Origin of the sequence: Methylobacterium sp. Leaf104 (assembly GCF_001422885.1) — a bacterium.
In the GTDB taxonomy this organism is placed as follows: domain Bacteria; phylum Pseudomonadota; class Alphaproteobacteria; order Rhizobiales; family Beijerinckiaceae; genus Methylobacterium.
This window is the reverse complement of the sequence record NZ_LMMZ01000034.1, coordinates 11,861-36,326: the sequence shown is the minus strand read 5'-3', so window position 1 is coordinate 36,326 and position 24,466 is coordinate 11,861. Positions and strand designations below refer to the sequence as shown.

The 24,466-nt window shown below is 68.3% G+C and carries 21 protein-coding genes and 1 tRNA gene; 13 read left to right on the top strand and 9 right to left on the bottom strand.

Annotated features, from left to right (window positions below; all coding sequences use genetic code 11):
• Positions 1-157 precede the first annotated feature (157 nt).
• The 6 genes from ASF49_RS15385 to ASF49_RS24565 all read left to right on the top strand — a co-directional run bounded on the left by ASF49_RS15385 (position 158) and on the right by ASF49_RS24565 (position 5,033).
• Entirely contained in the window at positions 158-592 is a 435-nt protein-coding gene (locus ASF49_RS15385; protein ID WP_056474567.1) for a hypothetical protein, read from the top strand.
• A gap of 196 nt (positions 593-788) precedes the next feature.
• Positions 789-2,792 (top strand): acetyl-CoA carboxylase biotin carboxylase subunit, encoded by a 2,004-nt coding sequence (locus ASF49_RS15380; RefSeq protein ID WP_056474563.1) that lies wholly within the window; start codon positions 789-791, stop codon positions 2,790-2,792.
• A 66-nt stretch (positions 2,793-2,858) separates the two neighbouring features.
• Entirely contained in the window at positions 2,859-3,290 is a 432-nt protein-coding gene (locus ASF49_RS15375; RefSeq protein WP_056474561.1) for a gamma-glutamylcyclotransferase family protein, read from the top strand.
• Positions 3,291-3,499: 209 nt separating this feature from the next.
• Positions 3,500-3,781 (top strand): acylphosphatase, encoded by a 282-nt coding sequence (locus ASF49_RS15370; protein ID WP_056474558.1) that lies wholly within the window; start codon positions 3,500-3,502, stop codon positions 3,779-3,781.
• Between the two features lie 113 nt (positions 3,782-3,894).
• Positions 3,895-4,617 carry a DUF599 domain-containing protein gene (locus ASF49_RS15365; RefSeq protein WP_056474556.1) on the top strand — a complete coding sequence of 241 codons (723 nt, stop codon included), beginning with the start codon at positions 3,895-3,897 and terminating at the stop codon, positions 4,615-4,617.
• Between the two features lie 152 nt (positions 4,618-4,769).
• Positions 4,770-5,033, top strand: coding sequence for a DUF3253 domain-containing protein (locus ASF49_RS24565; RefSeq protein ID WP_056475509.1), 264 nt, complete (start codon positions 4,770-4,772; stop codon positions 5,031-5,033).
• On the opposite strand, the gene ASF49_RS15355 is transcribed toward ASF49_RS24565, so the two are convergent.
• Positions 4,991-5,824, bottom strand: coding sequence for a YdcF family protein (locus tag ASF49_RS15355; protein WP_056474552.1), 834 nt, complete (start codon positions 5,822-5,824; stop codon positions 4,991-4,993). The two genes, ASF49_RS24565 and ASF49_RS15355, sit on opposite strands and share 43 nt — an antisense overlap.
• A 258-nt stretch (positions 5,825-6,082) precedes the next feature.
• Here ASF49_RS15355 and ASF49_RS15350 point away from each other — a divergent pair, with 258 nt between their 5' ends.
• Entirely contained in the window at positions 6,083-6,349 is a 267-nt protein-coding gene (locus ASF49_RS15350) for a DUF6894 family protein (protein WP_056474550.1), read from the top strand.
• 332 nt (positions 6,350-6,681) lie between these two features.
• Here the strand turns inward: ASF49_RS15350 and ASF49_RS15345 are convergent, their stop codons facing one another.
• The 8 genes from ASF49_RS15345 to ASF49_RS15315 all read right to left on the bottom strand — a co-directional run bounded on the left by ASF49_RS15345 (position 6,682) and on the right by ASF49_RS15315 (position 15,954).
• Positions 6,682-8,115, bottom strand: coding sequence for a mannose-1-phosphate guanylyltransferase/mannose-6-phosphate isomerase (locus ASF49_RS15345; RefSeq protein ID WP_056474547.1), 1,434 nt, complete (start codon positions 8,113-8,115; stop codon positions 6,682-6,684).
• Between the two features lie 234 nt (positions 8,116-8,349).
• Positions 8,350-8,637, bottom strand: a complete 288-nt coding sequence (locus tag ASF49_RS15340) for a hypothetical protein (RefSeq protein WP_056474543.1) — start codon at positions 8,635-8,637, stop codon at positions 8,350-8,352.
• Between the two features lie 207 nt (positions 8,638-8,844).
• Positions 8,845-9,120 (bottom strand): hypothetical protein, encoded by a 276-nt coding sequence (locus ASF49_RS23225; RefSeq protein ID WP_082511340.1) that lies wholly within the window; start codon positions 9,118-9,120, stop codon positions 8,845-8,847.
• Between the two features lie 514 nt (positions 9,121-9,634).
• Positions 9,635-9,726 (bottom strand) — tRNA-Ser (locus ASF49_RS15335).
• Positions 9,727-9,856: 130 nt separating this feature from the next.
• Positions 9,857-11,422 carry an acyl-CoA synthetase gene (locus ASF49_RS15330; protein WP_056474541.1) on the bottom strand — a complete coding sequence of 522 codons (1,566 nt, stop codon included), beginning with the start codon at positions 11,420-11,422 and terminating at the stop codon, positions 9,857-9,859.
• Positions 11,423-11,523: 101 nt separating this feature from the next.
• On the bottom strand, positions 11,524-12,897 hold the full coding sequence (locus ASF49_RS15325) for a methyl-accepting chemotaxis protein (RefSeq protein WP_056474538.1): 1,374 nt from the start codon (positions 12,895-12,897) through the stop codon (positions 11,524-11,526).
• 517 nt (positions 12,898-13,414) lie between these two features.
• On the bottom strand, positions 13,415-15,640 hold the full coding sequence (locus ASF49_RS15320) for an HWE histidine kinase domain-containing protein (protein ID WP_082511339.1): 2,226 nt from the start codon (positions 15,638-15,640) through the stop codon (positions 13,415-13,417).
• The gene (locus ASF49_RS15315; RefSeq protein WP_056474535.1) at positions 15,637-15,954 is read right to left on the bottom strand and encodes a SelT/SelW/SelH family protein; all 318 of its coding nucleotides are present in this window, start codon (positions 15,952-15,954) and stop codon (positions 15,637-15,639) included. The genes ASF49_RS15320 and ASF49_RS15315 overlap by 4 nt, the downstream gene beginning before the upstream one ends.
• Before the next feature lie 263 nt (positions 15,955-16,217).
• Here ASF49_RS15315 and ASF49_RS15310 point away from each other — a divergent pair, with 263 nt between their 5' ends.
• The 6 genes from ASF49_RS15310 (at position 16,218) to ASF49_RS15285 (ending at position 24,429) form a co-directional block, all read left to right on the top strand.
• Entirely contained in the window at positions 16,218-16,856 is a 639-nt protein-coding gene (locus tag ASF49_RS15310) for a LemA family protein (RefSeq protein ID WP_056474532.1), read from the top strand.
• A 72-nt stretch (positions 16,857-16,928) separates the two neighbouring features.
• Positions 16,929-17,693: a TPM domain-containing protein gene (locus ASF49_RS15305; RefSeq protein WP_056474529.1), complete on the top strand. Its 765-nt coding sequence runs from the start codon at positions 16,929-16,931 to the stop codon at positions 17,691-17,693.
• Positions 17,683-18,315 carry a TPM domain-containing protein gene (locus ASF49_RS15300; protein WP_200930065.1) on the top strand — a complete coding sequence of 211 codons (633 nt, stop codon included), beginning with the start codon at positions 17,683-17,685 and terminating at the stop codon, positions 18,313-18,315. The genes ASF49_RS15305 and ASF49_RS15300 overlap by 11 nt, the downstream gene beginning before the upstream one ends.
• A gap of 156 nt (positions 18,316-18,471) precedes the next feature.
• Positions 18,472-20,538 carry a carbon starvation CstA family protein gene (locus tag ASF49_RS15295; protein ID WP_056474523.1) on the top strand — a complete coding sequence of 689 codons (2,067 nt, stop codon included), beginning with the start codon at positions 18,472-18,474 and terminating at the stop codon, positions 20,536-20,538.
• Between the two features lie 5 nt (positions 20,539-20,543).
• The gene (locus tag ASF49_RS15290; protein WP_056212834.1) at positions 20,544-20,768 is read left to right on the top strand and encodes a YbdD/YjiX family protein; all 225 of its coding nucleotides are present in this window, start codon (positions 20,544-20,546) and stop codon (positions 20,766-20,768) included.
• Between the two features lie 436 nt (positions 20,769-21,204).
• Positions 21,205-24,429 carry an efflux RND transporter permease subunit gene (locus ASF49_RS15285; protein ID WP_056474520.1) on the top strand — a complete coding sequence of 1,075 codons (3,225 nt, stop codon included), beginning with the start codon at positions 21,205-21,207 and terminating at the stop codon, positions 24,427-24,429.
• The last annotated feature ends 37 nt before the right edge of the window (positions 24,430-24,466 follow it).

Genomic DNA, 24,466 nt, shown 5'->3' with positions numbered 1-24,466 from the left:
GACCGTCATGATTTCGAAAGGCTCATTCGTGAGCAGGCTTTAACCTGAACATTGATTCAGATTTGCCCGTTAACCGCTTGAGCGATGCCATCCTGCATAGTCGAACCATCGACAGGGACACAGACCGGCCAAGACAAAGCCGGGGAGGCATCAAGACATGATAAACCTTTCGCTTCAGGTTTTCTGTAACCGTATCGTCGCCGCCGACCGCATCACGGTCGAGGATGTCAAGGTCCTGGCCCGGGAGGTTCTCCCCGACGGCTTCGTCTGCCGCGACGAGGCCGACATGCTGATCGCCCTGGAGCGCATCGTCACCAGCGCCGATCCGGCCTTCGGGGACTACCTCGTCGCCGCCGTGGTGGATTTCGCGGTCTGGGGCGAGCGTCCCACCGGCTACATCGACGCCGGGGTCGCGACCTGGCTCGTCGGCTCCCTGCGCGCCGGCTGCGGCCCGACCCGGCTCGCCGCCCGCCTCGCCCGCGAGGTGATCCGCGAGGCCCAGGCCAGCGACGAGGCCCTGATCGCCTTCGCGCTGGCGGCCAATCGTGCCACCGCCGATCACGAGCGGACCCGGGAACTGTTGGCTGCCTGAGAGCCGGCAGCCCGATATTTCGCATTCAAAATGTGATGGTGCATTGCACCGTCGGAATGTCGGCGGCGCACCTACATATTCGGGCCGCTGCCCCGGATCAGTCAGCTTCCCGAAGCCGCATAACTGCTTTAACGGGAACGAGCTTGGGCGTTTGGAGACGCCGCCTGTTCCCTGACTGACCAGAGTGCGCGGAAAGATGTTCGACAAGATCCTGATTGCGAACCGTGGCGAGATCGCCTGTCGCATCATCAAGACCGCCCGCCGCATGGGCATCAAGACCGTGGCGGTCTACTCGGATGCCGACCGCGATGCGGTGCACGTCGCCATGGCCGACGAGGCCGTGCATATCGGTCCGGCCCCGGCCGCGCAGTCCTACCTGCTGATCGACAAGATCATCGATGCCTGCAAGCGGACCGGCGCCCAGGCCGTGCACCCGGGCTACGGCTTCCTGTCCGAGCGCGAGTCGTTTCCCCGCGCCCTGGATGCGGCCGGCATCGTCTTCATCGGCCCGAACCCCGGCGCGATCGCCGCGATGGGCGACAAGATCGAATCCAAGAAGGCCGCCTCGGCGGCGAAGGTCTCCACCGTGCCGGGCTTCCTCGGCGTCATCGAGAGCCCCGAGCACGCGGTCACCATCGCGGACGAGATCGGTTACCCGGTGATGATCAAGGCCTCCGCCGGCGGCGGCGGCAAGGGCATGCGCATCGCCCACTCGTCCGGCGAAGTGGCGGAGGGCTTCGCCCGCGCCAAGTCCGAGGCCGCCTCGTCCTTCGGCGACGACCGCGTCTTCGTGGAGAAGTTCATCACCGACCCGCGCCACATCGAGATCCAGGTGATCGGCGACAAGCACGGCAACGTGATCTACCTCGGCGAGCGCGAGTGCTCGATCCAACGCCGCAACCAGAAGGTCATCGAGGAGGCGCCGTCGCCGCTCCTCGACGAGGCCACCCGCCGCAAGATGGGCGAGCAGGCCGTGGCCCTGGCGAAAGCCGTGAACTACGACTCGGCCGGCACCGTCGAGTTCGTGGCCGGCCAGGACAAGTCCTTCTACTTCCTCGAGATGAACACCCGCCTGCAGGTGGAGCATCCGGTCACCGAGATGATCACCGGCCTCGACCTCGTCGAGCTGATGATCCGGGTCGCGGCCGGCGAGGCGCTGCCGCTGGGCCAGGGGGACGTGAAGCTCAACGGCTGGGCGGTCGAGAGCCGCGTCTACGCCGAGGACCCGACCCGCAACTTCCTGCCCTCGATCGGACGCCTCACCACCTACCGGCCGCCGGCCGAGGGCCGATTCGGCGGCGCCATCGTCCGCAACGACACCGGCGTGGAAGAGGGCGGCGAGATCGCGATCCACTACGATCCGATGATCGCCAAGCTCGTCACCTGGGCGCCGACCCGGGCCGAGGCCATCGAATCGCAGGGCGAGGCGCTGGACGCCTTCGCGATCGAGGGCATCCGCCACAACATCCCGTTCCTGGCGGCCCTGATGGCGCATCCGCGCTGGCGCTCGGGCAACCTCTCCACCGGCTTCATCGCGGAGGAGTTCCCGGACGGCTTCGTCGCCCCGGAGCCGCAGGGCGAGATCGCCCGGCGCATGGCGGCCGCGGCGGCGGCCATCGACCACAAGATGAACCAGCGCAAGCGCGGCATCTCCGGCCAGATGCGCGATCCGGCGCTGCTGGATTTCGAGCGCGACCGCGTCGTGGTCCTGGCGGGCGAATCCTATCCCGTCACCGTCGACGCCGTCGGCGGTACCCTCATCGTCACCGGCGCCGACGGCGCCACCTGGCCGGTCTCCTCCGACTGGCGCCCGGGCGAGCCGGTCTGGCAGGGCGAGATCGACGGCACCCGCGTGGCGATGCAGGTCCGTGGCCTGCTCAACGGCGTCGCCCTCCAGCACGCCGGCGCCGCCGCCGAGGCCCGGGTCTACACCCAGCGCGAGGCGGCCCTGGCCGCCCTGATGCCGGTGAAGGAAGATGCCGGCTCCGGCAAGCAGGTGCTCTGCCCGATGCCCGGTCTCGTCAAGGCGATCCTGGTGAAGGAAGGCCAGGAGGTGAAGAACGGCGAGGCGCTGGCCATCGTCGAGGCGATGAAGATGGAGAACGTGCTCCGCGCCGAGCGCGACGCCACCGTCGCCAAGATCGCCGCCAAGGAAGGCGACAGTCTCGCGGTCGACGCGGTCATCCTCGAATTCGCTTGACGATCTCCCGGCTCCGGAGCGCCTCCCCTGGGGACGCGCTCCGGACCGGAAGCCCGGGACCGGTCGATGCCCCTCTACTTCGCCTACGGCGCGAACATGGATGCCGGCGCCATGGCCGCGCGCTGCCCGCGCTCGACCCTGATCGGGCAGGCCCGCCTCAACCGGCACCGTTTCATCATCATGCGCGAGGGTTACGCCTCGGTCGTGCGTGACCCACGCGCGACCGTGTTCGGTATACTGTGGGATCTGTCCCTGGGAGACGTGCCGGCCCTCGACCGCTACGAGGGCGTCGCCTCGGGCCTCTACACGAAGGCGGTGCAGCCGGTCTCGGTGCCGGGCGGATCGAAGCGGGCGCTGATCTACCTCGGCGGAAGCAGCGCCACGGGCGCTCCACGACCGGGCTACCTCGAATCCGTGCTGGCCGCGGCCGGCGCCGCGCAATTGCCGGCGGCCTATCGGGCGGAACTGCAGACCTGGCAGCGCGGACGTGCCGGCTGACGCACGATCTCGAACCCTCCGGTGGTGAGCCGGCCCAGGATCGCGGCCGGCGGAAGGCGCCGGCTCCGACCGTTTTCGAGCCGTGCCGGTCCGGAACCAGGCCCCTGTTACGCTCGCCGGCGTCGGGCACTTCATCGCGCCGGCGAGGTGTCCTAACGTTCGGCGCAGCACAGCCCCGCCGGCCCGCCGAACCTGGGAAGGACGCCACCGTGACCCCCGAGATCCGAACGGTCGCTATCGTCATCCAGGGCCGGGTCCAGGGCGTCGGCTACCGGATGTGGGTGCGCGGAGAGGCGGATCGCCGGGGCCTCGCAGGCCACGTCCGCAATCGGTCGGACGGAGCCGTCGAGGCCATCCTGTCGGGGTCGCCCGACGCCGTGGCGCGGATGCTGGAGGCCTGCCGCCACGGGCCTCCTGGGGCCCGCGTCACGGAAATCGCAGTGACCGAGAGCGAGGCGGCGCCCCCACAACCCGGCTTCGCGATCCGCTGACGCCCCGCTTCCCGTGACACGTTCCGGCCCCGCTTCCGCTGGACAGGGCGTCGGCATCCGCGCTAGCGCCCGGACGGGACGCCCGCAGATCGGCCGTCCAGAGACCGGACGCGATGCTGACCGCCGACTTCTCCTATCTCGACCTCGCCGCCCTCTGCTATTTCGTGGCGGCCTGGGCCGGCTATGGCATCGCGGTGGCGCGAATGCGCGGCCGGCGGACCAGCCTCAGCCAGATCATGAACGCGCAGCGCGCGGAGTGGACGCGCCAGCTGATCGGGCGGGACAACCGGGTGGTCGACACGACCATCAACGCTTCCCTGCAGAACGGGACCGCGTTCTTCGCCTCGACCTCACTGATCGCGCTGGGCGGCGTACTGACCCTGTCGCGCTCCGGCGATGACGTCCTGACCCTGTTCGGCGCGCTCCCCTTCGGCGCCGTCGCAACGCGGGTGACCTGGGAGATCAAGGTCGCAGGCCTGGCGGTCGTCTTCGTCTACGCCTTCTTCAAGTTCTCCTGGGCCTATCGGCTGTTCAATTACGGCGCGATCCTCCTCGGCGCGGTACCGCCGAAGGGATCGGACGCCACCCCGGAGCAGATGCTCCGTGCGGCCCGCAAGGCCGCCGCGATGAACATCGCCGCCGGCAGCCACTTCGCCCGCGGCCAGCGGGCCTTCTTCTTCGCCCTGGCCTATCTCGGCTGGTTCGTGAGCCCCTGGCTGCTCATGCTGACGACCACGGCGGTGGTGCTGGTGATGTGGCGGCGGCAATTCGCCTCGCGAATTCGCGGGGCCCTGCTGGCGGAAGACGACGGGACAGGGCAGGGATGGCAGCCATGACGATTCCCAAGAAGCCGACGCGCCAGCGCACCTCATCTCCGAAGGCTCCGCGGTCCAAGACGCCGGCGCCGCAGGCACCGGTCTCCCCGCCCGCCCCGAAGGTCGCGGAGAAGCCCGGTGGACGGCCGGAGCGCAAGGGTCCCTCCGAGACGCTGATCGCCGAGACGATTCTGCGCCTCGTCACGGCGCGCGATGCCGGAAAGACGGTGTGTCCGTCGGAGGTGGCCCGGGAACTGGGCGGGCCGCAACCGGAGGAATGGAGCCCCTTGATGCAACCGATCCGCCGGATCGCCGTGCGGATGACGAAGGCCGGGGAGGTCGCAATCCTTCGCAAGGGCAAGCCCGTGGAGGACCCGGACGACTTCCGCGGCATCTACCGGCTCGGCGCCGTCGCGACGGCACCGGACGAGACCTGAGGGGCCGGCAAGAGGGCATCGGTGTAACCGGCGAGCCGGTAGGCGACGAGGCCGAACCATTCCTTCGTGATCACGTCGAGGAGTGACAGCCCTTCCGAAGCGAAGCCGTTGATGCGCCAGACATCGTCCCAACCGCCGGTGCGGTAATCGACCGGGTAGGCCGCAACCGTGAAGCCCGCCTGCCGGAAGCAGCCGACGGCCCGCGGCATGTGCCAGGCCGAGGTGACGAGGAGCCAGCGCTCGTCCGGCTGCGGCTTCACCATCTCCGCGGTGAAGACTGCGTTCTCGCGGGTGTTCCGCGAGCGGTCCTCCAGGATGAGCCGGGTGCGCGGCAGCCCCATCGTGTCGGCGTAGCGCCCGACGAGCTCGGATTCCGAGGCTCTGCTCCCGCCGAGGGCGCCGCTCCCGCCGCTGAAGACGAGGCGGCTCTGCGGATAGCGCCGGGCGAGATCGGCCAGGGCGACCTGACGCTCGGCCGAGTCGTTGAGGAGAAACTGTCCGCGACTCGCCGAGAGCCGCGTCTCGATCGCCCCACCAAGGACGATGATTCCGGTCACCGGCCGGTCGTCCTCGACGAAGGCCGGAAAGCGCTCCTCCAGAGGCAGGGCAACGAAGGCCGAGAGGGGGGACAGGCCGGCCACGAGGAGCAGCAGTGCCGCCAGGCCGCCGAGCCACAACCCCGGTCGAAGCCACCCCGCCGCCGCCAGGCCGGTCCCGGCCAGCGCGAGGAGGATCAGCGCGTTCGAAGGCGTCACGAGAAAGAACAGCAGCTTCGAGAGTGGAAAAAACATGCGCGGGCAACCGAAGCGGGTGGGTGGGTGAGGCGTGATAGCGCAACGCCTGCGGCCTTGTCCCCATCGTGCTCGACGAGTCGGTCGATCGCCTGGACCGGGACCGGGCCGCGACATCGTCATCCGCTTGCGCGGGACCCGGAACTGACAAATCTGTTTCGTATGAGACCTAAGCAGGAACCACCGATTGCACTCGGTTCTCGAACGGCCTAGGTTAACCTTATAGAGTGGGATAAATTCCCACGGGTATCATTGTCAATGCCACGCTTTTTCATCGACCTCCACGACGGAGCGAATTTCGTCAAGGACAAGGTCGGATTCGAGTTGTCCGACGAGGACGCCGTGCGGACCAAACTCGTGCGCATCATGGCCAAGATCGCGCAGGAATTCAGCGTCGATGCCGAACGCCAGGATTATCTGGCGATCGTTCGCGGCGAGGGCGCGCAGGTCCACTTCCGAGCACATCTGTCGCTCGATATCGAACGGGTCACCGGCGCGGTCGAGGTCAATCCCGACGAATCCTGATCGATTTCAGGGCCTTGCATTCCGGTATAGGAACCGGGTCTCGCCCGGTTGCCCTAACGATCAGCCCAGCAAGGCCTTCGTGGATTGGCAGGTCATCGGAATCGTGGGTTCGATCCACCTCGTGCGGCGATGGCGCGCGCACGGAAGCGCTCATGGCTCGGCACCATCCGCAATCGCGGCAGTTCGCATAAAAGCCATGTCTGTGCCGATGCCGCCCCGACCATGTCGTTCCGGCGGATGAGACGAAGCCCAGTGGAAAGCAGACCCTCGCGATGGGCGAGGGTCTGAAGATTTCCCATTGTGCCGATGTCGAGGCGATCCTCGCGGACGCCTCAGCGTCCGTAGATATCCTCGACGCGGATGATGTCGTCCTCGCCGGTGTAGGAACCGACCTGCACCTCGATCAGCTCCAGCGGGATCTTGCCCGGGTTGGTCAGGCGGTGCATCGAGCCGATCGGCAGGTAGATCGCCTCGTTCTCGTGCACCAGCACCACCGACTCGTTGAGCGTCACCTCCGCCGTGCCCTTGACCACCACCCAGTGCTCGGCCCGGTGGAAGTGCTTCTGCAGGGACAGCCGCCCGCCCGGCGTCACCATGATCCGCTTGACCTGGAAGCGCTCGCCGATGTCGATGCGCTGGTACCAGCCCCAGGGCCGGTACATCCGCCGATGCGCGTCCGCCTCCGGATGCGCCTTCTCGCGCAGGCGGTTGACGAGATCCTTGACCTGGCCCGAGCGCGCCTTCGAGGTCACCAGCACGGCGTCGGGCGTGGTCACCACGACGACGTCGTCGAGCCCCACCACCGCCGTCAGGTGCTCGCCCTCGCTGTGGATCAGGCTGCCGCGCGTGTCGATCGTCTCGACCCGGCCCCGGACGGCGTTGCCGTCGGCATCGTGCGCCAGCACGTCCCAGACCGCGTCCCAGGTGCCGACATCCGACCAGGGGAAGGAGACCGGGCGCACGCCGGCATGCCGGGTGCGCTCCATCACGGCGTAGTCGATCGAGGTCTTGGGCGCCCGGCCGAAGGCGGCCGCGTCGAGGCGGACGAAGTCGAGGTCGATCACGGCGGCCTCGAGCGCGGCGCGGGTGGCCGCCAGGATCTCCGGGGCATGGGCCTCGAGCTCGGCCAGCATCACGTCGGCGCGGAACAGGAAGTAGCCCGAGTTCCAGAGGGCGCCCTCGTCGATCAGCCGCAGGGCGCCGTCGCGATCGGGCTTCTCGACGAAGCGCTCGACCGCGTGGTTGCCCGCGCCGCCCGCCAGGGCTGCGCCGACGCGGATGTAGCCGTAGCCGGTGGCGGGCGCGGTCGGGGTGATGCCGAGGGTCATGATCGCCCCGGCCCGGGCACCGGCGGCGGCGGCCTCGGCGGCCGCCACGAAGGCGGGGGTGTCGCCGATGACGTGGTCGGCGGCCATGATCAGCACGACGCCCTCGGGGTCGCGCCGCGCCGCGTGCAGGGTGGCGACCGCGACCGCCGCGGCCGAATCGCGCCGCTCGGGTTCGAGGATGATGTCGGCCGCGATGCCCGCCTGCTGCAGCTGCTCGGCGACGATGAAGCGCGCATCGCTGCTGGTGAGCACGGTGGGGCGGGAGAACACCCGGGTATCGGCCAGGCGCCGGGCCGTGTCCTGGAAGGTCGAGCTGTCCGGATTGACGAGCGGCGTGAACTGCTTGGGCATGCTCTCGCGCGAGGCCGGCCAAAGCCGCGTGCCCGAGCCACCACACAGGATGATCGGATGGATCAAGACGCCGGCAGGCTCAGACATTCGACCAATCGCCTCGTGAATTGCAGGACGCATAGGCCCGACGAGCCCCATACAGATTGCAGTGCAACAATTGCGAGTTCTACCAGTTCAGTATCGGCCACGCCACCTCGCATTGGTCTGGAAGGACCGCCGAGGGCCCGGTTTCCCCAATCCGCCGATCACACGGATCGGAGCATCGATCGGCCCGTCGGGACATCGGGTACGGGCCACGTGGGCACATCCTGCGACGCGTCGTCAGCGCCGCGTCTTCGGGGGGTTGCGCGCCGCCGGCTGCGGGCGCCCGATCGGTTTGCGGGGTGTCTGGGCGGCCAAGGCCGCCCGGGCGATCTCCTGAGGTCTCGGATCGCCCCGGGCGATCCTCTTCAAGGCCTCGGCCATCTCCTCGATCATCTGCGCCGACTCACCCTCCAGGGTTTCCTCGGCGCGGATCCCGTTCAGCTCGGGCGCGATCTCCTCGGCGGCCTCGCGCAGTTCGTCGACGAGTTCGGCAGGCGACCAGCGGGGATAGGATGTTTGCGGCATGGCCCATCATGCCAGGGCATCTGGATGCCGACAACGGTCCGGCGCCTCGGTTCGAAGGCAGGTCATTGAAGCATCCATGCTGCGCAGGCACACCCTGGGTTGCCGCCGGAACAAGGCGGACCCAGGCAGTTTCAATACGACGCCGCCTCGCTCAGGCCGGGTCGAGCGGGCGCGTCGTCAAAGTTCGCGGATTGGCAGGGACCCAGTTCAGCGGCCGCCGGGGCCACCGTTGGCGCTGCCGTTGGGAAATGCCTGCTCCGGCCGACTCGCATTCCCACCTGCGGCCGAGTTGGTGGTCACTGTGTCGGCGCCGGTCGCGCCGTAGGATATGACCACGTCATTACTGTTGCCCGTCGTGTTCGGCTGGTTCTGAATGATGACGCCAGGACGGCCTTCCGGGCCCAGGACACCCTGGGCCAGAGCCGGCTGCGTCGTCAGGATCGCGAGCGCACAAGTACCCGCCACGAAAGCAGAAATCTTCATAGGAAAACCCCGAGGTTCAAGTTCCTCGCATCAACCTGCGGCTCCGAGCGCCTGTTCCTGTGACGAAGACGCGCCCCATTGATGGATCGGGTGCGGAGGCACCCGGCCGTATCGCCGTGATCGCGCGCGTGAAGACCGGTGATCGGCGTTTGAAGATGACGGTTTCCAGTCGGACGAGAAGGGGCCGGCGTCGGGTCAATCGAATCCGTCGTGTTGACGGGTTACGCCCCACCCATCGTCGACCCCTCTGCCGGCTCGATGGGAAATCGACTCGGGCCGCTCTTGAACGGGCCCCCGAGACCAAGGGGGCAACAAGAAAGCCGGACATAGTTTCTGCGCGATGCGTCCTGAGCCAAGCTGTTGCAGGTCAATCACGCTCGGAAGCGGTTGCCATGGCTCTGGCACGACCACGCAACGATGTCGGATTACGCTATGTTGCGCGCGCCATTCATGGCAGCACTGGTCGCGCAACGAGCCATTCTAAGCAACCGAGTTCTTGAGCTGGACGCTTGAATGGCGGAGACGGAGGGATTCGAACCCTCGATACCCCTTTCGGGGTATGCTCATTTAGCAAACGAGTGCCTTCAGCCGCTCGGCCACGTCTCCGCAGGCCGTCGATCTAGAATTTCGCATCCGGCGGGTCAAGCTGCGATTGGTGGCGCCGTGGGGAAATCGAAGCGTTCCGGACCTCCGTGCCGGCTGAGGCACAGGCATCGGCCGATCATCCGGTACAGCATCACGGCCCGACACGGTCGCGTCGAACCAATCCCCCGGCACTGGCGAGGCGCTTGCGTTGCACCTTGCCGTTCGCGGTGCGCGGGAGCGCTTCGAGGAAGCGCACCTCGCGCGGGCACTTGTAGGCGGCCAGGCGATCGAGGCACCAGGCCCGGATGTCTTCGGAGTCAAGATCGGCGTCTGGCTTCGCCACCACGAAGGCGGTGATCACGCTGAGGTCCGCCCGGACGGGCATCTCCGCCACCCCGACCTCGGCGACGTCCGGATGCTCGATCAGGACACCCTCGATCTCGTTCGGCGAAACCCGGTAGCCGAATGCGTTCATCAGGTCGTCGTTGCGGCCATGGAAGGTCAGGTAACCGTCCGCGTCCAGGCTCGCGAGATCGCCGCCGACGAACCAGTCCCCGCGCAGCACCGACGCCTCCTCTTCGGGCCGGTTCCAGTACCCCAGCATCAGCCCGGGCTCGGAACGATGGATGGCGAGGAGACCGATCTCACCGGGAGGCAGCTGCTCGGCCGGGCCTTCCGTCGGCAGGATCGCGACGCGGCGCCCGGGCTGCGGCTTGCCGGGTGAGCCGGGACGCACCGGAATGGTCGGGCCGCTCGACACGTAGGTGGAGCACTCGCTCATCCCGAGGGCCTCGTAGAGGGGTTTCCCGGTCGCCTGCGTCCAGGCCGCGAGGAGTTCCGGCGCCAGCGCCTCGCCCGCCGTCACGCCGTGGCGCAGGGTGCCGAGGTCGACGGCACCGAGGTCGGCATATTTCAGGATCTGCCGGTAGAGGCTCGGCACGGCGGCGAACAGCGTCGCCCCGTGGCGCGCGATGAGCGCCGGCCAGATCGCCGGATCGCGTGGGCCGTCGTAGAGCACCGCGGTGGCGCCGCAGGCCCAGGGGTCGGTGATGCCGACGCCGAGGGTGTAGGTCCAGTTCATCGTGCCGGCGTGGAGCATCACGTCGTGCTCGGACAGGCCGAGCCAGTGCGCATGCATCGGCCGGCGGCCGCGGATGGCCCGGTGGGCGTGCAGGACGCCCTTGGGGCGGCTGGTCGTGCCGGAGGTATAGACCAGGGTCGCCGGATCGTCGGCGCCGGTCTCGGCGTAGTCGGGCAGGGCGGAGCCGGCCTTCATGGCGGCGATGTCGTCGGACCGGAGCAGGATCCGACCGCCGAGCCCGGCCGGATCGACGGAATGGCCGGCGCCGGCGACGACCACCGACGCGCCTGAATTCTCCATCAGGAACGCCGCCTCGGGCTCGGTCAATTGCGGCGAGGAGGGCAGGGCGACGAAGCCCGCCGCCAGGGCCGCGAAATAGACGAGGACGTAATCGGCCTCGTTGCCCATGCGGATCATCACCCGGGCGCCGGGCTCGAGACCCAAGGATCGAAGCCCCGCACCGATGCTGCGCACCGCACGGTCGACCTCTCCGAAGGTCAGGGTGCGGACGTCGTCGCCGGCACCCGCCATGACGAGCGCCGTCTTGTCGGCGCGCAGGCGGGCGTTCTCTGCGAGGCAGTGGCGCGCGCCGTTGAACCGGGAGGTCTCGGGGGCAACGGCATAGGATACGGTCAAGTGAAGGCTCCGTGGCAACCCGCTCAGGGAAGCCGAAAGCGGCCGCTCCGACAAGGGCGCCCGCCTTCCTGCGACGGATTTGCCGGCGGCTGCCGTACTCCTCAGCCGGTGATCTCCTTGGCGGCCGTCAGCATTTCCTTCATGGCCTCGGCGGCGGCCTGGTAAGCCGGCGTTCCGACGTCCCAGTTGTTCGCCTTGAGGGCTTCCAGCATCCGGTTGGCCTCGGCGACGGCCTTGGTTTCCGCGGCCGCGAGGCGGGCGAAGGCCGGATGGGCGGCGGGGGCCGTACCGGCGAGGTCGGCCCTGAGGCTGCGGCCGGGCTGCCCCGACAGGCTCGCCAGGGCCGGGTCGGGCTGCGCCATGCCGACGAGGACGCGCGCGAGCCTCCGCTTCCAGGCGCCGATGTCGGCCGGCAGGCGCACCAGGGCATAGAGCGGTACGTCGCGCGCATTGGCGTTCAGGGCCGTCTGGCCGGTGGCCTCGGCGCGCACGAGGCGGCTGGTGATCTTCTCGATCTCCTCGTGGGTTTTGGAGGCCTTGGCGGCGATGTTCTGGACGCTGGTGGAGATCTCCGAGGTCGCCGCGCGCTGCTGGCCGAGCATCTGGGAAATGGCCTGGTTGAGGTCGCTCGCCTGCGCGATGCGGGCGTTGGTCTCGACGATGCGGTGCTCGAGGTGATCGACGATAGTGCGGCCCGTGGTGACGGCGCTGCGGCTCTCGTGCACGGCTTCGGAGATCGCGCCCATCTCGGCGGTGAGGGTGCTCAGGAGCCCGCGGATCTCACCGGTGGACTTGGCGGTCTGGGCGGAGAGCGACTTCACCTCGGCGGCCACGACGGAGAAGCCGCGGCCGGCCTCGCCGGCCCGGGCGGCCTCGATGGTGGCGTTGAGGGCGAGGAGGTTCGTCTGGGCCGAGATCGCCGCGATGGTGGTGGCCATCACCTCGATCTGGGCGATGGCGCGTTCGAGGACCACGACGCGGTCCGAGATCTGCGAGGTGCGAGTGTCGATCTCGTGCATCGCCGTGCGCGCCTTCTGCGCGTCCTGGATGCAGGCCTGAGTCTCCGCGAGGGCGCCCTGCGCCACGGCCACGACGGTCTCGGAGGTCTGGGCCACCTCCGCCACGGAGGCCGCCATTTCCTCGGTGGCGCCGGCGATCGTCTGGGTGGCGCTCGCCACCTCGCCGACATCGTAGGTCATCCAGCCGGTATTGGTGGCTGCCTCGGAAGCCTCGCGGGCGACGGAAGCGGTGCTGCCGAGGCTGCGCAGCAGCTCGGCTTCGCGGTTCGCGTGCAGCCGTTCGATCGCGGCCCGCAGGGCCCCCGCGGGGAGCTCGACGGCGGCGAGGGACTGGCTCGCCATCAGCGATTCGACCGCTTGCACGAGCCGTGCTTCGTCGCCGGCCTGGATGGTGTCGGGCGCGGCGTCGATGGCGGACGGCTTCGGGGTGGAACGGGCGAAGGGGAGGCCGAGCATCGCGATTGATCCTGTAGGGCGTAGCGATGTGATCTACCGGTCTTCCATTAAAGTATCCTTATTCGGGCTCACATCGGCGCCCCAGCAAGACGCCACGCGAAATCGCGCACCCGAAATTCGATGCAGCGCAAACAATCCGCAGTCCCAGGGGCACAATCGGTGCTTGTCATTTACCCCTCATCTGGACGAATAGAGCCGCACCGGCTCAAGATTTCGACCTGAAAATTTCAGCCCTCGAATCCTGAGGGAGTGCTTACGGATCAAAATTTCGCGATCCGCATTCGGTCCCAAGTCTCGACCGTCGACTGCGTCACCGTCTCGAACCGACGTCGATGTCGGCCGATTGGGCGATCCCACTCGGGGATTGTCAGGTTTAAACCGAGATTGCCCATTCCTCACCGGACCGAGCCTTTCCCTGAATTGAGCTGAAATCGCTCATTTCGCGCTCCGAAGCGCCCACGCCGTCCGCGGAACGCAGACCTCCTCCGGGCTGTATGCGGGAATCGCGGACCGCGGATCAGGCCGAGCGCGACAGCGCGACCTCGCGCGGACCGATGAGGTCGGCCTTCCGCTCCAGGAGGGTCGGCGGCGGCACCGGCGCCTCGATGGTGCAGACGACCCCCGCCGTCGCGAACAGCAGCTGGACCTCGCCGTCGAGCTCCCGGGCTAGGCTGCGCTCGATCAGGCGAGACCCGAAACCGGTCCGGTTCGGCGGGACGACGGGCGGCCCCCCGTCCTCGCTCCAGCGCAGGATCAGCCGGGTCTCCGCCTGGCGCTCCACCGACCAGGCGATCGTCACGGTTCCCCCCTCCTGCGAGAGGGACCCGTACTTCACCGCGTTGGTGCCGAGTTCGTGCAGCGCCATGGCGATCGAGAGGGCGAGACGCGGCGGCAGGCGGAGGGCAGGACCGGACACGAGGAAGCGCGAGCGCTGCCCCTCCGTCGCGTCCAGCGGCGCGATGGCGTCGGCCACGACGTTTCCGAGCTCGGCCCCGTCCCAGCTCTCGCGGGTCAGGACGTTGTGGACCCGGGCGAGGGCCAGCAGGCGGGCCTCGAAGGCGGCCCGGGCCGCACCGGCCTCCGGTCCCTCCAGGCGGCGCAAGGACTGCCCGGCGATCGACTGAACCGTCGCCAGGGTGTTCTTGACGCGATGATTGAGCTCGTGAATGAGCAGTTGCTGGTGCTCCGCGGCGCGCTTGGCATCGGTGATGTCGACGTTGCACCCGGTATAGCCGAGGAAATTGCCGGTATCGTCCGTACGCGGCACGCCCTCGCAGCGGATCCAGCGGACCACGCCGTCCCGGTCGATCACGCGGACATCGGCCTGGAAGGGCACCCGGGCCGCGAAGGCATCCCGGAAGCGCGCCGCGAAGGTCTCGTAATCCTCAGCGAAGATGACGCGGCGCCAATCCTCGCCCGTGAGTTCCGCCGCCGTATGGAGGCCGAACATGTGGTCGAAATGCATGTTGGCGAAGCTGATCTGCGCCGTCTCGTCCGTCATCCAAATCAGGGCCGGCGCGGAATCGGCCATGTGCCGGAACCGGGCTTCGCTCTCGCGCAGGGCACTCAGGCCCCGCTCCGTCTCGGCCAGGGCGCGGTCGCGCTCGTCGCTACGCAGGCGCAGGCGCAGCGAGGCATCCGCGAGCACGTCCCCGAGACGGCGGATCTCGTGGATGGGCGAGGTGATCCGGGGAATGACCTCGCCCCGCGCGAGGGCCGGACCTGTCGCCGCGAGCCGGCGCAGGGGTTGCGAGACTCGCGACCACAGATGGACGGCGAGGATGGACGAGGTCGCCAGCACGAGGAGCCCGAAGCCGCAGAAGGCCCAGATCCAGTTGCGCAGGCGCGCTTCCACCAGGGCCTGAGGGATGATGGCGGCTGCCGTCCAGCCGGTCAGGCGCGAGCGCGCCTCGACGACGGTCACGGCCTTCAGGCGCCGGTCCTTGCCCTCCCAGACGTTCGGCGTCGCGGTCTGATACTGCCGCAGGGTCGCGGGTTGCTGCGCGCCGATGAGGGCGTCCGGATCGGGCACCCGCGACAGGATGATCCCATCCCGGTCGGAGAGCCCGGTGATCCAGCCCTCGACGGCTTCCCGGGCGACGAGGCTCTCGAGACGGCTGATCGGCACGGTGAAGCTGAGGATGTGGCTGATGCCGCCCTCGCCGAGCACCGGCACGGCCACCGCGTAGGTCGCCTCGGTCGGCTTCATGCCCTTGACGTATCCGGAAACCACCGCGCGCTGACTTCCCGATGCGATCTCGCGGTCGAACGGCAGCCCGCTGCGCGGCAGGGGCGCGCCGCGCGGAACCGCCGTGTTCACGACCTGCTGCCCATCCGGACGCCGCAGGAGGATGTCGAGGCCGACGGCATCGCGCACCAGGCGGGCCTGGGCGTCGAAGTTGTCGAACTCGCCATCCTTCAGTCGCGGCGACGTCGCCAGGGTCTGCAGCACCGAGACGAGCCCGGCGGTGTCGCGATCGACGGACAGGGCGATGCCCCGCACGTTCTCGCGAGCATCCTGCTCGAAACGGGCCCGCTCCGTTCCGGCGTATCGGACAAGAAGGATCGCCGTGAAGATCAGACCCGGACCGATCAGCGCCACCACCAGGGCGACGAGGTAGACCTGCGTCGAGAATCCCCGTTGGCGGATATGGGCGTAGGCCGAGGCGAGCGACCTTGGCCTCCACCACCGACGCCCCGTGCGGCGCCCGGTCGTGGATTCTCCGCGTGGCGGGCTGTTCATGGACGGTCGACGCCCGAACGATCGATATGGCCGAGGTCGCGGCCGGGAGCGAGTTGGTCCCGCACCCGCTGCTTCAACACCTTCACGTCGGGAAAACCGCCGTCGCGCGTCCGATCCCAGATCAGGTCCGGTCCGCACCGGATCACGAAGACGCCGCCGGTGCCGGGAACAAGCGCCACCTCACCGAGATCGTCCCGAAAGGTGGAGAGGAGTTCCTGCGCCATCCATCCCGCTCGCAGCAGCCATTGGCACTGCGTGCAGTAGGTGATTGAAACCCGCGGCTTCTCGGGCGATGGGCGGGGCATTTCGTCCATGGCGGGTAAAGCGACCGATCGTTCCCGGCTTGTCAACCGGCGCGCGGCCTGCCTCCGGTGCAAACCGGGGGCGACCCGCTTTCGATTGGGTTTTCCCCGGCGGCCAAGCCGTCTTCCCACCATGCCGTCTCTCGCGGTCAGGGCGTCTCCTGCGGCCAAGTTTTTCGCCGCGCGCCTTTATCGCAGCGGGCGCGCACCTATGTGTCATCACGCGGCGCCCGGGGATCGAACACGGGTGCCGTTCCGCTGCCGAGGAGTCCAACATGCGTTCAGGTGTCGTCACCCCGGCGGCGGGGCCGATCAGGACTTGGCTCGGCCGGGCGCGGATCGCGGTCGCCGCCCTCGCTCTGGGGACGACCCTGACCGGCTGCGGCGCCATCAACCGGGTCCCGACCCTGGAGGAGCGGGCTAAGTCCTCCTGGAGCGAGGTGCAGAACCAGTACCAGCGCCGGGCCGACCTGATCCCGAACCTCGTCGAGACGGTGAAGGGCTACGCCCAGCAGGAAAAGGACGTGCTGATCGGCGTCACCGAGGCGCGGGCCAAGGCCTCCAGCGTCAAGGTCGATGCCTCCACGGTCAGCGATCCGCAGAAGTTCAAGGAATTCCAGGACGCCCAGAACCAGCTCTCCGGCGCCCTCGGCCGCCTGCTCGTCACGGTGGAGCGCTACCCCGACATCAAGTCGAACCAGAACTTCCTCGCCCTGCAATCGCAGCTCGAAGGCACCGAGAATCGGATCGCCGTCGCGCGCCGGGATTACATCGCGGCCGTCCAGGACTACAATACCGAGGTCCGCACCATTCCCGGACGCTGGATCGCGGCATGGTTCTATCCGGAGGCGAAGCCGATGGAGACCTTCACGGCGACGCCCAATTCCGAGCGCCCGCCGAACGTGAAGCTCTAGTTCGCCATGGGCCGTCCGCGCGCGGGACGCCTCGGAACGCCGTCGGGCCGGCTACACCCCGTCCGGCTGTCCATGGCGGGCCTGCTCCTGGGGCTCTGGCTGACCTTCGGCCTCACTGGCGTTGAGGCCCGTGCCGCCGAGCCCACCTTCCCGGCCCTGACGGGTCGGGTCGTCGATGCCGCCGGCATCCTGAAACCCGACGAGCGGGCGGCGCTGGAGGCCAAGCTGAAGGCCTATGAGGACAGGACCTCGGACCAGGTCGTGGTCGCGACGGTGCCAGGCTTGCAGGACCGAACCGTGGAGGACTACGCCAACCGCCTGTTCCGCACCTGGAAGCTCGGGCAGGCCAAGACCAACAACGGCGCATTGCTCCTCGTCGCCCCGGCGGAGCGCAAGGTCCGGATCGAGGTCGGCTACGGGCTCGAGGGCGCCCTGACCGACGCCCTCACCAAGGTGATCATCACCACCGCGATCACGCCGCGTTTCAAGACGGGCGACTTCGCCGGCGGCATCAACGCGGGCATCGACGCGATGCTGTCCATCCTCGCTGGCGACGCCGAGGAATGGCATCGCAAGGCTGAGATACGCAGCGACGAGGCCGATCCCGGACAGGTGGTCATCTTCATCGTCCTGTTCTTCATCGTCCTGTTCGTCGTCTACCGGATGAACCGGGGGCGACGGGGCGGCGGAGGCGGATTCATCGTCCTGCCGGGACCGTCCTCGGGTGGCTGGAGCGGCGGCGTCTCGGGCGGCTTCGACAGCGGCTTTTCCGGTGGCGGCGGATTCTCCGGCGGTGGTGGCTCGTCGGGTGGGGGAGGGGCGTCCGGTGACTGGTGAACGGCGTCCCTTCTTGGACCCGGCGGCGCGGACGCGGATCGGAGAGGCGATTCGCCGGGCCGAGACCGAGACGGCGGGCGAGATCGTGGTGCTGGTCGCCGCCCGCGCCGGGCTCTACCGCTCGGCGCCGCTGCTGCTGGCGCTTGCCGCCGGCCTCGCCGTCCCATGGCCGCTCATCGTGCTGACCCCCTGGAGCGCCGCCGCGATCGCCCTGACGCAGGTCGCCGTGGTCCTGCTGGCGCTGCTCGCGGGTCTCCATGCCCGCGTTCGGATGGCCCTGGTGCCGCGGGCGATCCGCCGCGACCGGGCGCACGAGCAGGCCCTGCGCGAGTTCACGACCCGGGGTCTCAGCCGGACGGTGGGGCGGACCGGCGTACTGATCTACGTGGCCCGGGCCGAGGGCCATGCCGAGATCGTCGCGGACCACGGCGTCGCCGCGCGCGTCCCGCCAGCCGCCTGGGCCGGCGCGATCGGGAATCTGCTGGCGGCCCTGCGGAGCGGCGAGGCGGAGGCGGGACTGACCGCCGTCGTGGCTGAAGTCGGCTCCATCCTGTCCGGGCCGCTGCCGCGGGAGGCGAGGCCCGTCGACGCCCTGCCGAACCGGGTGATCGAACTCGACTGACGATCGGCCGGTCCTGCAACCTCCGGTTACAATTCCCGGATGTGTTATTCAAACCCTAACGATTGAAACCTCCCGCCTCTGGCTCTTCCGCAAAATTTGCGCGAGAAGCACACTTGACGATCTGCCATCAAGGACAGGTCGCTGGAGCGAGACGTCATGAGTGCGGTATCGAAGCACGGGCCCTGGGCCCTCGTGGGAGCGCTGGGGGCTGCCGCCCTCGCCATCGTCGCGACGACGCGCGGCGAAACGGTCAACGCCCTCTGGATCGTCGTGGCGGCGGTGTGCGTCTACCTGATCGCCTACCGCTACTATTCGCTCTTCATCTCCTCGAAGGTCATGCGGCTCGACAACGGCCGCCAGACCCCGGCCCACGTGCACAACGACGGCCTCGACTACGTCCCGACCAACCGCAACGTGCTGTTCGGCCACCACTTCGCCGCCATCGCCGGCGCCGGGCCGCTCGTCGGCCCCGTGCTCGCCGCGCAGATGGGCTACCTACCGGGCCTCCTCTGGATCCTGGCAGGCGTGGTCCTGGCCGGTGCCGTGCAGGACTTCATGGTCCTCTTCATCTCGATGCGCCGGGACGGCCGCTCGCTGGGCGAGTTGATCCGGTCCGAGCTCGGCACCATCCCGGGCGTGATCGCCCTCTTTGGTACGTTCATGATCATGGTCATCCTGCTGGCGGTGCTGGCGATGATCGTCGTGAAGGCCCTGGCCGAGAGCCCCTGGGGCACCTTCACCGTCGCGGCGACGATCCCGATCGCGATGCTGATGGGCCTCTACGCCCGCTACATCCGGCCCGGGAAGGTCGGCGAGGTCTCGATCATCGGCTTCGTGCTGCTGATGCTGGCGATCGTCTACGGCGGCAACGTCGCCGCCGATCCGTACTGGGGTCCGTTCTTCACCTTCACCGGCACCCAGCTCTGCTGGCTGCTGATCGGCTACGGCTTCATCGCCTCGATCCTGCCGGTCTGGCTCCTGCTCGCCCCGCGCGACTACCTCTCGACCTTCCTCAAGATCGGCACCATCATCGGCCTCGCGCTCGGCATCGCCTACGTCGCCCCGCACATGCAGATGCCGGCCGTCACCAAGTTCGTCGACGGCAGCGGACCGGTCTGGGCCGGGTCGCTGTTCCCGTTCCTGTTCATCACCATCGCCTGCGGCGCGGTCTCGGGCTTCCACGCCCTGATCTCCTCCGGCACGACGCCGAAGCTGATCGACCGTGAGTCCGATGCCCGTTTCATCGGCTACGGCGGCATGCTCATGGAGAGCTTCGTGGCCGTGATGGCCCTGGTCTCCGCCAGCGTGATCGAGCCGGGCATCTACTTCACCATGAACTCGCCGGCCGGCCTCGTCGGCACGACGCCGGAGAGCGCGGCCGCCGCGGTCACGAAGCTCGATCCCGCCTTCACCATCACGGCGGAGCAGATCGCCCAGACGGCCAAGGACGTCGGCGAGCACTCGATCATCTCCCGCGCCGGCGGCGCGCCGACCCTCGCGGTCGGCATGGCCCACATCATCTCCTCGGCCATCGGCGGCAAGGCGATGATGGCGTTCTGGTACCACTTCGCCATCCTGTTCGAGGCACTGTTCATCCTGACGGCCGTGGACGCCGGCACCCGCGCCGGGCGCTTCATGCTGCAGGACCTGCTCGGCCTCGTCTCGCCGCGGTTCAAGGACACGACCGCCTGGGCACCCAGCATCCTGGCCACCGCCCTGTGCGTCGGCGCCTGGGGCTACTTCCTCTACCAGGGCGTCACCGATCCGCTCGGCGGCATCTACACCCTCTGGCCCCTGTTCGGCATCTCCAACCAGATGCTCGCTGCCGTGGCCCTCACGCTCGCCACCGTGGTGATCTTCAAGATGAAGCGCGAGCGCTACGCCTTCGTCACGATCATCCCCACCGTCTGGCTCTGCGTCTGTACCCTGACGGCGGGCTGGCAGAAGATCTTCTCGGCGGACCCGAAGATCGGCTTCCTCTCCCATGCCGACCGCTTCTCGGCCGCCATCGCCGAGAACAAGGTGCTGGCGCCGGCCAAGAACATGGCCGACATGCACAAGATCGTCTTCAACGATCGGATCGACGCGGCCCTCGCGGTGCTGTTCGTCGGCCTCGTGCTCGCCATCGCCACCTTCGGCATCATGGCCTGCGTGAAGGCTTACCGGGCCGATCGCTGGACCGCCCTGGAGAGTGGCGGCCCGGCCGCCGTTCCCGCGGAGTAAGCCCCATGGCGCTGTCGTCGACCGAGTTGCGGGACCGTCTCAAGACCTTCTCGAAATGCGTCTGCGACGGCGCCCGTCTGATGGTGGGGCAGGGCGACTACGAGGCCTATGCCGCCCATATCCGCAGGACGCATGCGGATCAGGAGCCCATGAGCGAGCGGGAATTCTTCCGGAACCGGGAGAATGCCCGTTTCGGCGTCGGCAACCGCAGCGGCTTCCGCTGCTGCTGACCGGTTCCGTCTGCCATCCCGGCGGGCATCATCCAAGCTGGCAGCGCCCACTCGTGGCGCTGGCAGCGCCGCGTCCATCCTGGAGCACCTCTTCAGGGATGGCGACCATGGCGCCGTCGCGAGCTTCCTGCGCAGCCATCCCCTGATCCGCGAACGGACGCAGCGGATCCGCACCCTGGCTGGCTCCGCGACCACCGACCGGCCCATCCTGGCGGGCCAGGACTGGGCGTTGCTGAAGTTTATTTCCCGCAACGGCCCGACCACATCGGCCCCCTGAAACAGGCGGCGACGTCAGGGTCCAGGCCGCCGGTTTACACCCGGAAACAAAAAACTCGGGTCCAGACCTCGATTGCGTCGCGTCGTCACGGCTACAGAGGAGCCGGTGGCATGCGACCACCGTGGTACACCAGCCTCGACGCGATCGCGTGGGAGCCGCATGGGCCTCGTTCAGTACGCTCTGAAGTTCCGCATCACGATCTACGTCCTCGCCGTGCTGATGATGCTCGGCGGCGCGGCGGCGGTCGTGGTCGCGCCCAAGGACGTGCTGCCCACCGTGGACATCCCGGTGGTCGTGGTGGTGTGGACCTATAACGGCCTGTCGACCTCCGAGATGGAGCGTCGCATCACCACCTACGCGGAGTTCTCGCTCTCCAACAACGTCAACAACATCGCCCGGATGGAATCCACGACCCTCCAGGGCACGGCGATCCAGAAGATCTACTTCGACGGCTCGGTGAGCATCGATCTCGCCATCGCGCAGGTCGTCTCGGCGATGAACTCGATCCGCGCGACGATGCCGCCCGGCGTGCAGCCGCCCATCGTCCTGCGCTTCTCGGCCTCCTCGGTGCCGGTGATCCAGCTCGCGCTCTCCTCCGACCGCGAGAGCCTGACCAAGGTCTTCGATTACGCCCAGTACCGGATCCGGCAGCGCCTGACCCAGGTGCCGGGTTCGACCCTGCCGTCGCCCTTCGGCGGCACGCCGCGCCAGATCATGGTCGACCTCGACCTGCATGCGCTCCAGGCCCTCGGGCTCACGGCGCTGGACGTCACCAACGCCGTGACGGCGCAGAACCTGACGATTCCCTCCGGGCTCGCCAAGATCGGTGAGCAGCAATACCCGGTGCAGCTCAACGCCTCGCCCGAGGCGATCGAGGCCCTGAACCAGATTCCCATCAAGGTGGTGGGCGGTCAGCCGATCCTGGTGCGCGACGTCGCCAACGTGCGCGACGGCGGCCCGCCGCAGGTCAACATCGTGCGCGCCGACGGCCTGCACTCGGTGCTGATGCGCATCTTCAAGAACGGCACCGCCTCGACGCTGGACGTCGTCAACAACGTGAAGAAGGCTTTGCCGGACATTCAGGCCGCCGCTCCCGAAGGCATGAGCCTGAAGCCGCTGTTCGACCAGTCGGTCTTCGTCTCCGCCGCGATCGAGGGCGTGATCCACGAGGCGATCATCGCGGCAGGCCTCACGGGCCTCACCATCCTGCTGTTCCTGGGATCGTGGCGCTCCACCATCGTGGTGCTGGTATCGATTCCGCTCTCGATCCTGACCTCACTGGCGATCCTGGCGGCTTTGGGCGAGACCATCAACGTGATGACTCTCGGTGGCCTGGCGCTGGCGGTCGGCATCCTGGTCGACGACGCCACCGTGGCGATCGAGAACACCTATCGGCTGTTCGAGGAGGGCGAACCCTTCCGCAAGTCCGTGGTGGAGGGCGCGGCCGGCATCGCCAAGCCGGCGCTGATCTCGACCCTGTCGATCTGCGCCGCCTTCGTCTCGGTCTTCGCCCTCACCGACACGCCGAAATACCTGTTCACGCCGCAGGCCCTGGCGGTCGTGTTCGCGATGCTGACCTCCTACGTCCTGTCGCGCACCCTGGTCCCGGTGCTGATCGACGTGCTGGTGGCCCGGGAATACGATGCCAAGCACGGGCAGGGCGCCGAGCCGCGGCGGGGGCGGGTCGCCCGCGCCCTCGGCTGGATCGGCGGCCCGGTCCTCCGCCTGGCCGGCTGGTTCCGGCACGGCTTCGAGGTGCGGTTCGCACGCTTCCACCGCGGCTATCTCGGCCTGCTCCACGTCGTCATCGCCCGCCGCACCGCGACGCTGACCCTGGTGGCCGTCGTCTTCGCGACCACGGCCGGGCTCTTCGTCTTCGTGGGACAGGATTACTTCCCGCAGGTCGCGTCGAGCCAGATGACCCTGCACCTGCGGACCCGGCCCGGCATGCGCATCGAGACCGCCGAGCAGGTCTTCGCCCAGGTCGAAAACGTCGTCCGCGAGGTGATTCCCGAGGGTGAGATCGACCAGATCCTCGACAATATCGGACTGCCGGCGAACAACTACAACTTCGCCTTCTCGGATGGCTCGTTCGTCGCCTACAACGACGGCCAGATGCTCATCAACCTCAAGGAGGGACACGGCTCGGTGGCCGACTACACCAAGCGCTTGCGCGAGGTGCTGCGTGAGCGCTTCCCCGACGTGGTCTTCTACTTCCAGCCCTCGGACATCATCACCCAGATCCTGAACTTCGGAACCCTAGCGCAGATCGACATCCAGGTTTCCGGTCGCAACACCGCCAAGGACCTGGAGGTGGCGCAGAACATCGTCCGCCGCCTGAAGGCGGTGCGGGGCGCCGTCGACGTGCACCTGCACCAGATCGTCGGCACGCCGCAATTCTTCGTGGACGTCGACCGGCGGCTCGCCTCCGAGCTCGGACTGACCCAGCAGCAGATCGCCCAGGGCCTGAACGTCTCGCTGTCGGGCTCTTTCCAGGTCACGCCGAACTTCTGGACCGATCCGAAGACCGGCATCCCCTACCAGCTCTGGGTCCAGACGCCGGAATATCGCAACGACTCGCTGACGGCGCTTCAGAACACGCCGCTCCTGGTCAATGGCGGCCCCGACGCGCCGGGCGTGCTGACGCTCCTCTCCAGCGTCTCCACCATGCGCCGCCAGGGCTCGCAGACGGTCATCAACCACGTCAACACGCAGCCGACCTTCAACGTCTACGCGGCGGTGCAGGACAGCGACCTCGGCTCCGTGTCGAAGGAGATCCGCCAGATCATCGCCGACGAACAGAAGGCCTTGCCGGCGCCCGACAAGATCACCGTGCGCGGGCAGATCGAGAACATGGAATCGGCCTTCTTCCGGCTCCAGGTCGGCCTCGCGATCGCCCTCGTGGCGGTCTACCTCCTGATGGCGGTGAACTTCCAGAGCTGGGGCGACCCCTTCGTGGTGCTGGCTGCCCTGCCGCTCGCCTTCTGCGGCATCGTCGCGAGCCTGTTCATCACCGGAACAACGTTCTCGATTCCCTCGCTGTTCGGCGCGATCATGTCGGTGGGTATCGCCTCCGCCAACTCCATCCTGCTGGTCACCTTCGCCAAGGAGCATCGCGAGGCGACCGGATGCGGCGCGGTCGAGGCGGCCCTGCTGGCCGGCGAGACCCGCCTGCGGCCGGTGCTGATGACCGCGAGCGCGATGTTCCTCGGCCTGATCCCCATGGCCCTCGGAACGGGAGAGGGCGGCGAGCAGAACGCCGCGCTGGCCCGGGCCGTGATGGGCGGCATCGCGGTCGGCACCCCGGCGACGCTGCTCTTCGTGCCGTTCCTGTATGCCCTTCTGCGCTGGGGCGAGGTCAAGCCGTTGGAGGATTACGCGTGAGCCGTTGGCGGGTCTTGGGCGTTGCTGGCAGGGTGAG

What these genes read in the sequence shown, in the direction of transcription:
- ASF49_RS15320 (WP_082511339.1), bottom strand. Translation starts at nt 15,640, where the DNA reads ATGAACAGCCCGCCACGCGGAGAATCCACGACCGGGCGCCGCACGGGG.
- ASF49_RS15350 (WP_056474550.1), top strand. Translation starts at nt 6,083, where the DNA reads ATGCCACGCTTTTTCATCGACCTCCACGACGGAGCGAATTTCGTCAAG.
- ASF49_RS15325 (WP_056474538.1), bottom strand. Translation starts at nt 12,897, where the DNA reads ATGCTCGGCCTCCCCTTCGCCCGTTCCACCCCGAAGCCGTCCGCCATC.
- ASF49_RS15285 (WP_056474520.1), top strand. Translation starts at nt 21,205, where the DNA reads ATGGGCCTCGTTCAGTACGCTCTGAAGTTCCGCATCACGATCTACGTC.
- ASF49_RS15380 (WP_056474563.1), top strand. Translation starts at nt 789, where the DNA reads ATGTTCGACAAGATCCTGATTGCGAACCGTGGCGAGATCGCCTGTCGC.
- ASF49_RS15345 (WP_056474547.1), bottom strand. Translation starts at nt 8,115, where the DNA reads ATGTCTGAGCCTGCCGGCGTCTTGATCCATCCGATCATCCTGTGTGGT.
- ASF49_RS15310 (WP_056474532.1), top strand. Translation starts at nt 16,218, where the DNA reads ATGCGTTCAGGTGTCGTCACCCCGGCGGCGGGGCCGATCAGGACTTGG.
- ASF49_RS15290 (WP_056212834.1), top strand. Translation starts at nt 20,544, where the DNA reads ATGGCGCTGTCGTCGACCGAGTTGCGGGACCGTCTCAAGACCTTCTCG.
- ASF49_RS15305 (WP_056474529.1), top strand. Translation starts at nt 16,929, where the DNA reads ATGGCGGGCCTGCTCCTGGGGCTCTGGCTGACCTTCGGCCTCACTGGC.
- ASF49_RS15340 (WP_056474543.1), bottom strand. Translation starts at nt 8,637, where the DNA reads ATGCCGCAAACATCCTATCCCCGCTGGTCGCCTGCCGAACTCGTCGAC.
- ASF49_RS15355 (WP_056474552.1), bottom strand. Translation starts at nt 5,824, where the DNA reads ATGTTTTTTCCACTCTCGAAGCTGCTGTTCTTTCTCGTGACGCCTTCG.
- ASF49_RS15385 (WP_056474567.1), top strand. Translation starts at nt 158, where the DNA reads ATGATAAACCTTTCGCTTCAGGTTTTCTGTAACCGTATCGTCGCCGCC.
- ASF49_RS15375 (WP_056474561.1), top strand. Translation starts at nt 2,859, where the DNA reads ATGCCCCTCTACTTCGCCTACGGCGCGAACATGGATGCCGGCGCCATG.
- ASF49_RS15295 (WP_056474523.1), top strand. Translation starts at nt 18,472, where the DNA reads ATGAGTGCGGTATCGAAGCACGGGCCCTGGGCCCTCGTGGGAGCGCTG.
- ASF49_RS23225 (WP_082511340.1), bottom strand. Translation starts at nt 9,120, where the DNA reads ATGAAGATTTCTGCTTTCGTGGCGGGTACTTGTGCGCTCGCGATCCTG.
- ASF49_RS15365 (WP_056474556.1), top strand. Translation starts at nt 3,895, where the DNA reads ATGCTGACCGCCGACTTCTCCTATCTCGACCTCGCCGCCCTCTGCTAT.
- ASF49_RS15315 (WP_056474535.1), bottom strand. Translation starts at nt 15,954, where the DNA reads ATGGACGAAATGCCCCGCCCATCGCCCGAGAAGCCGCGGGTTTCAATC.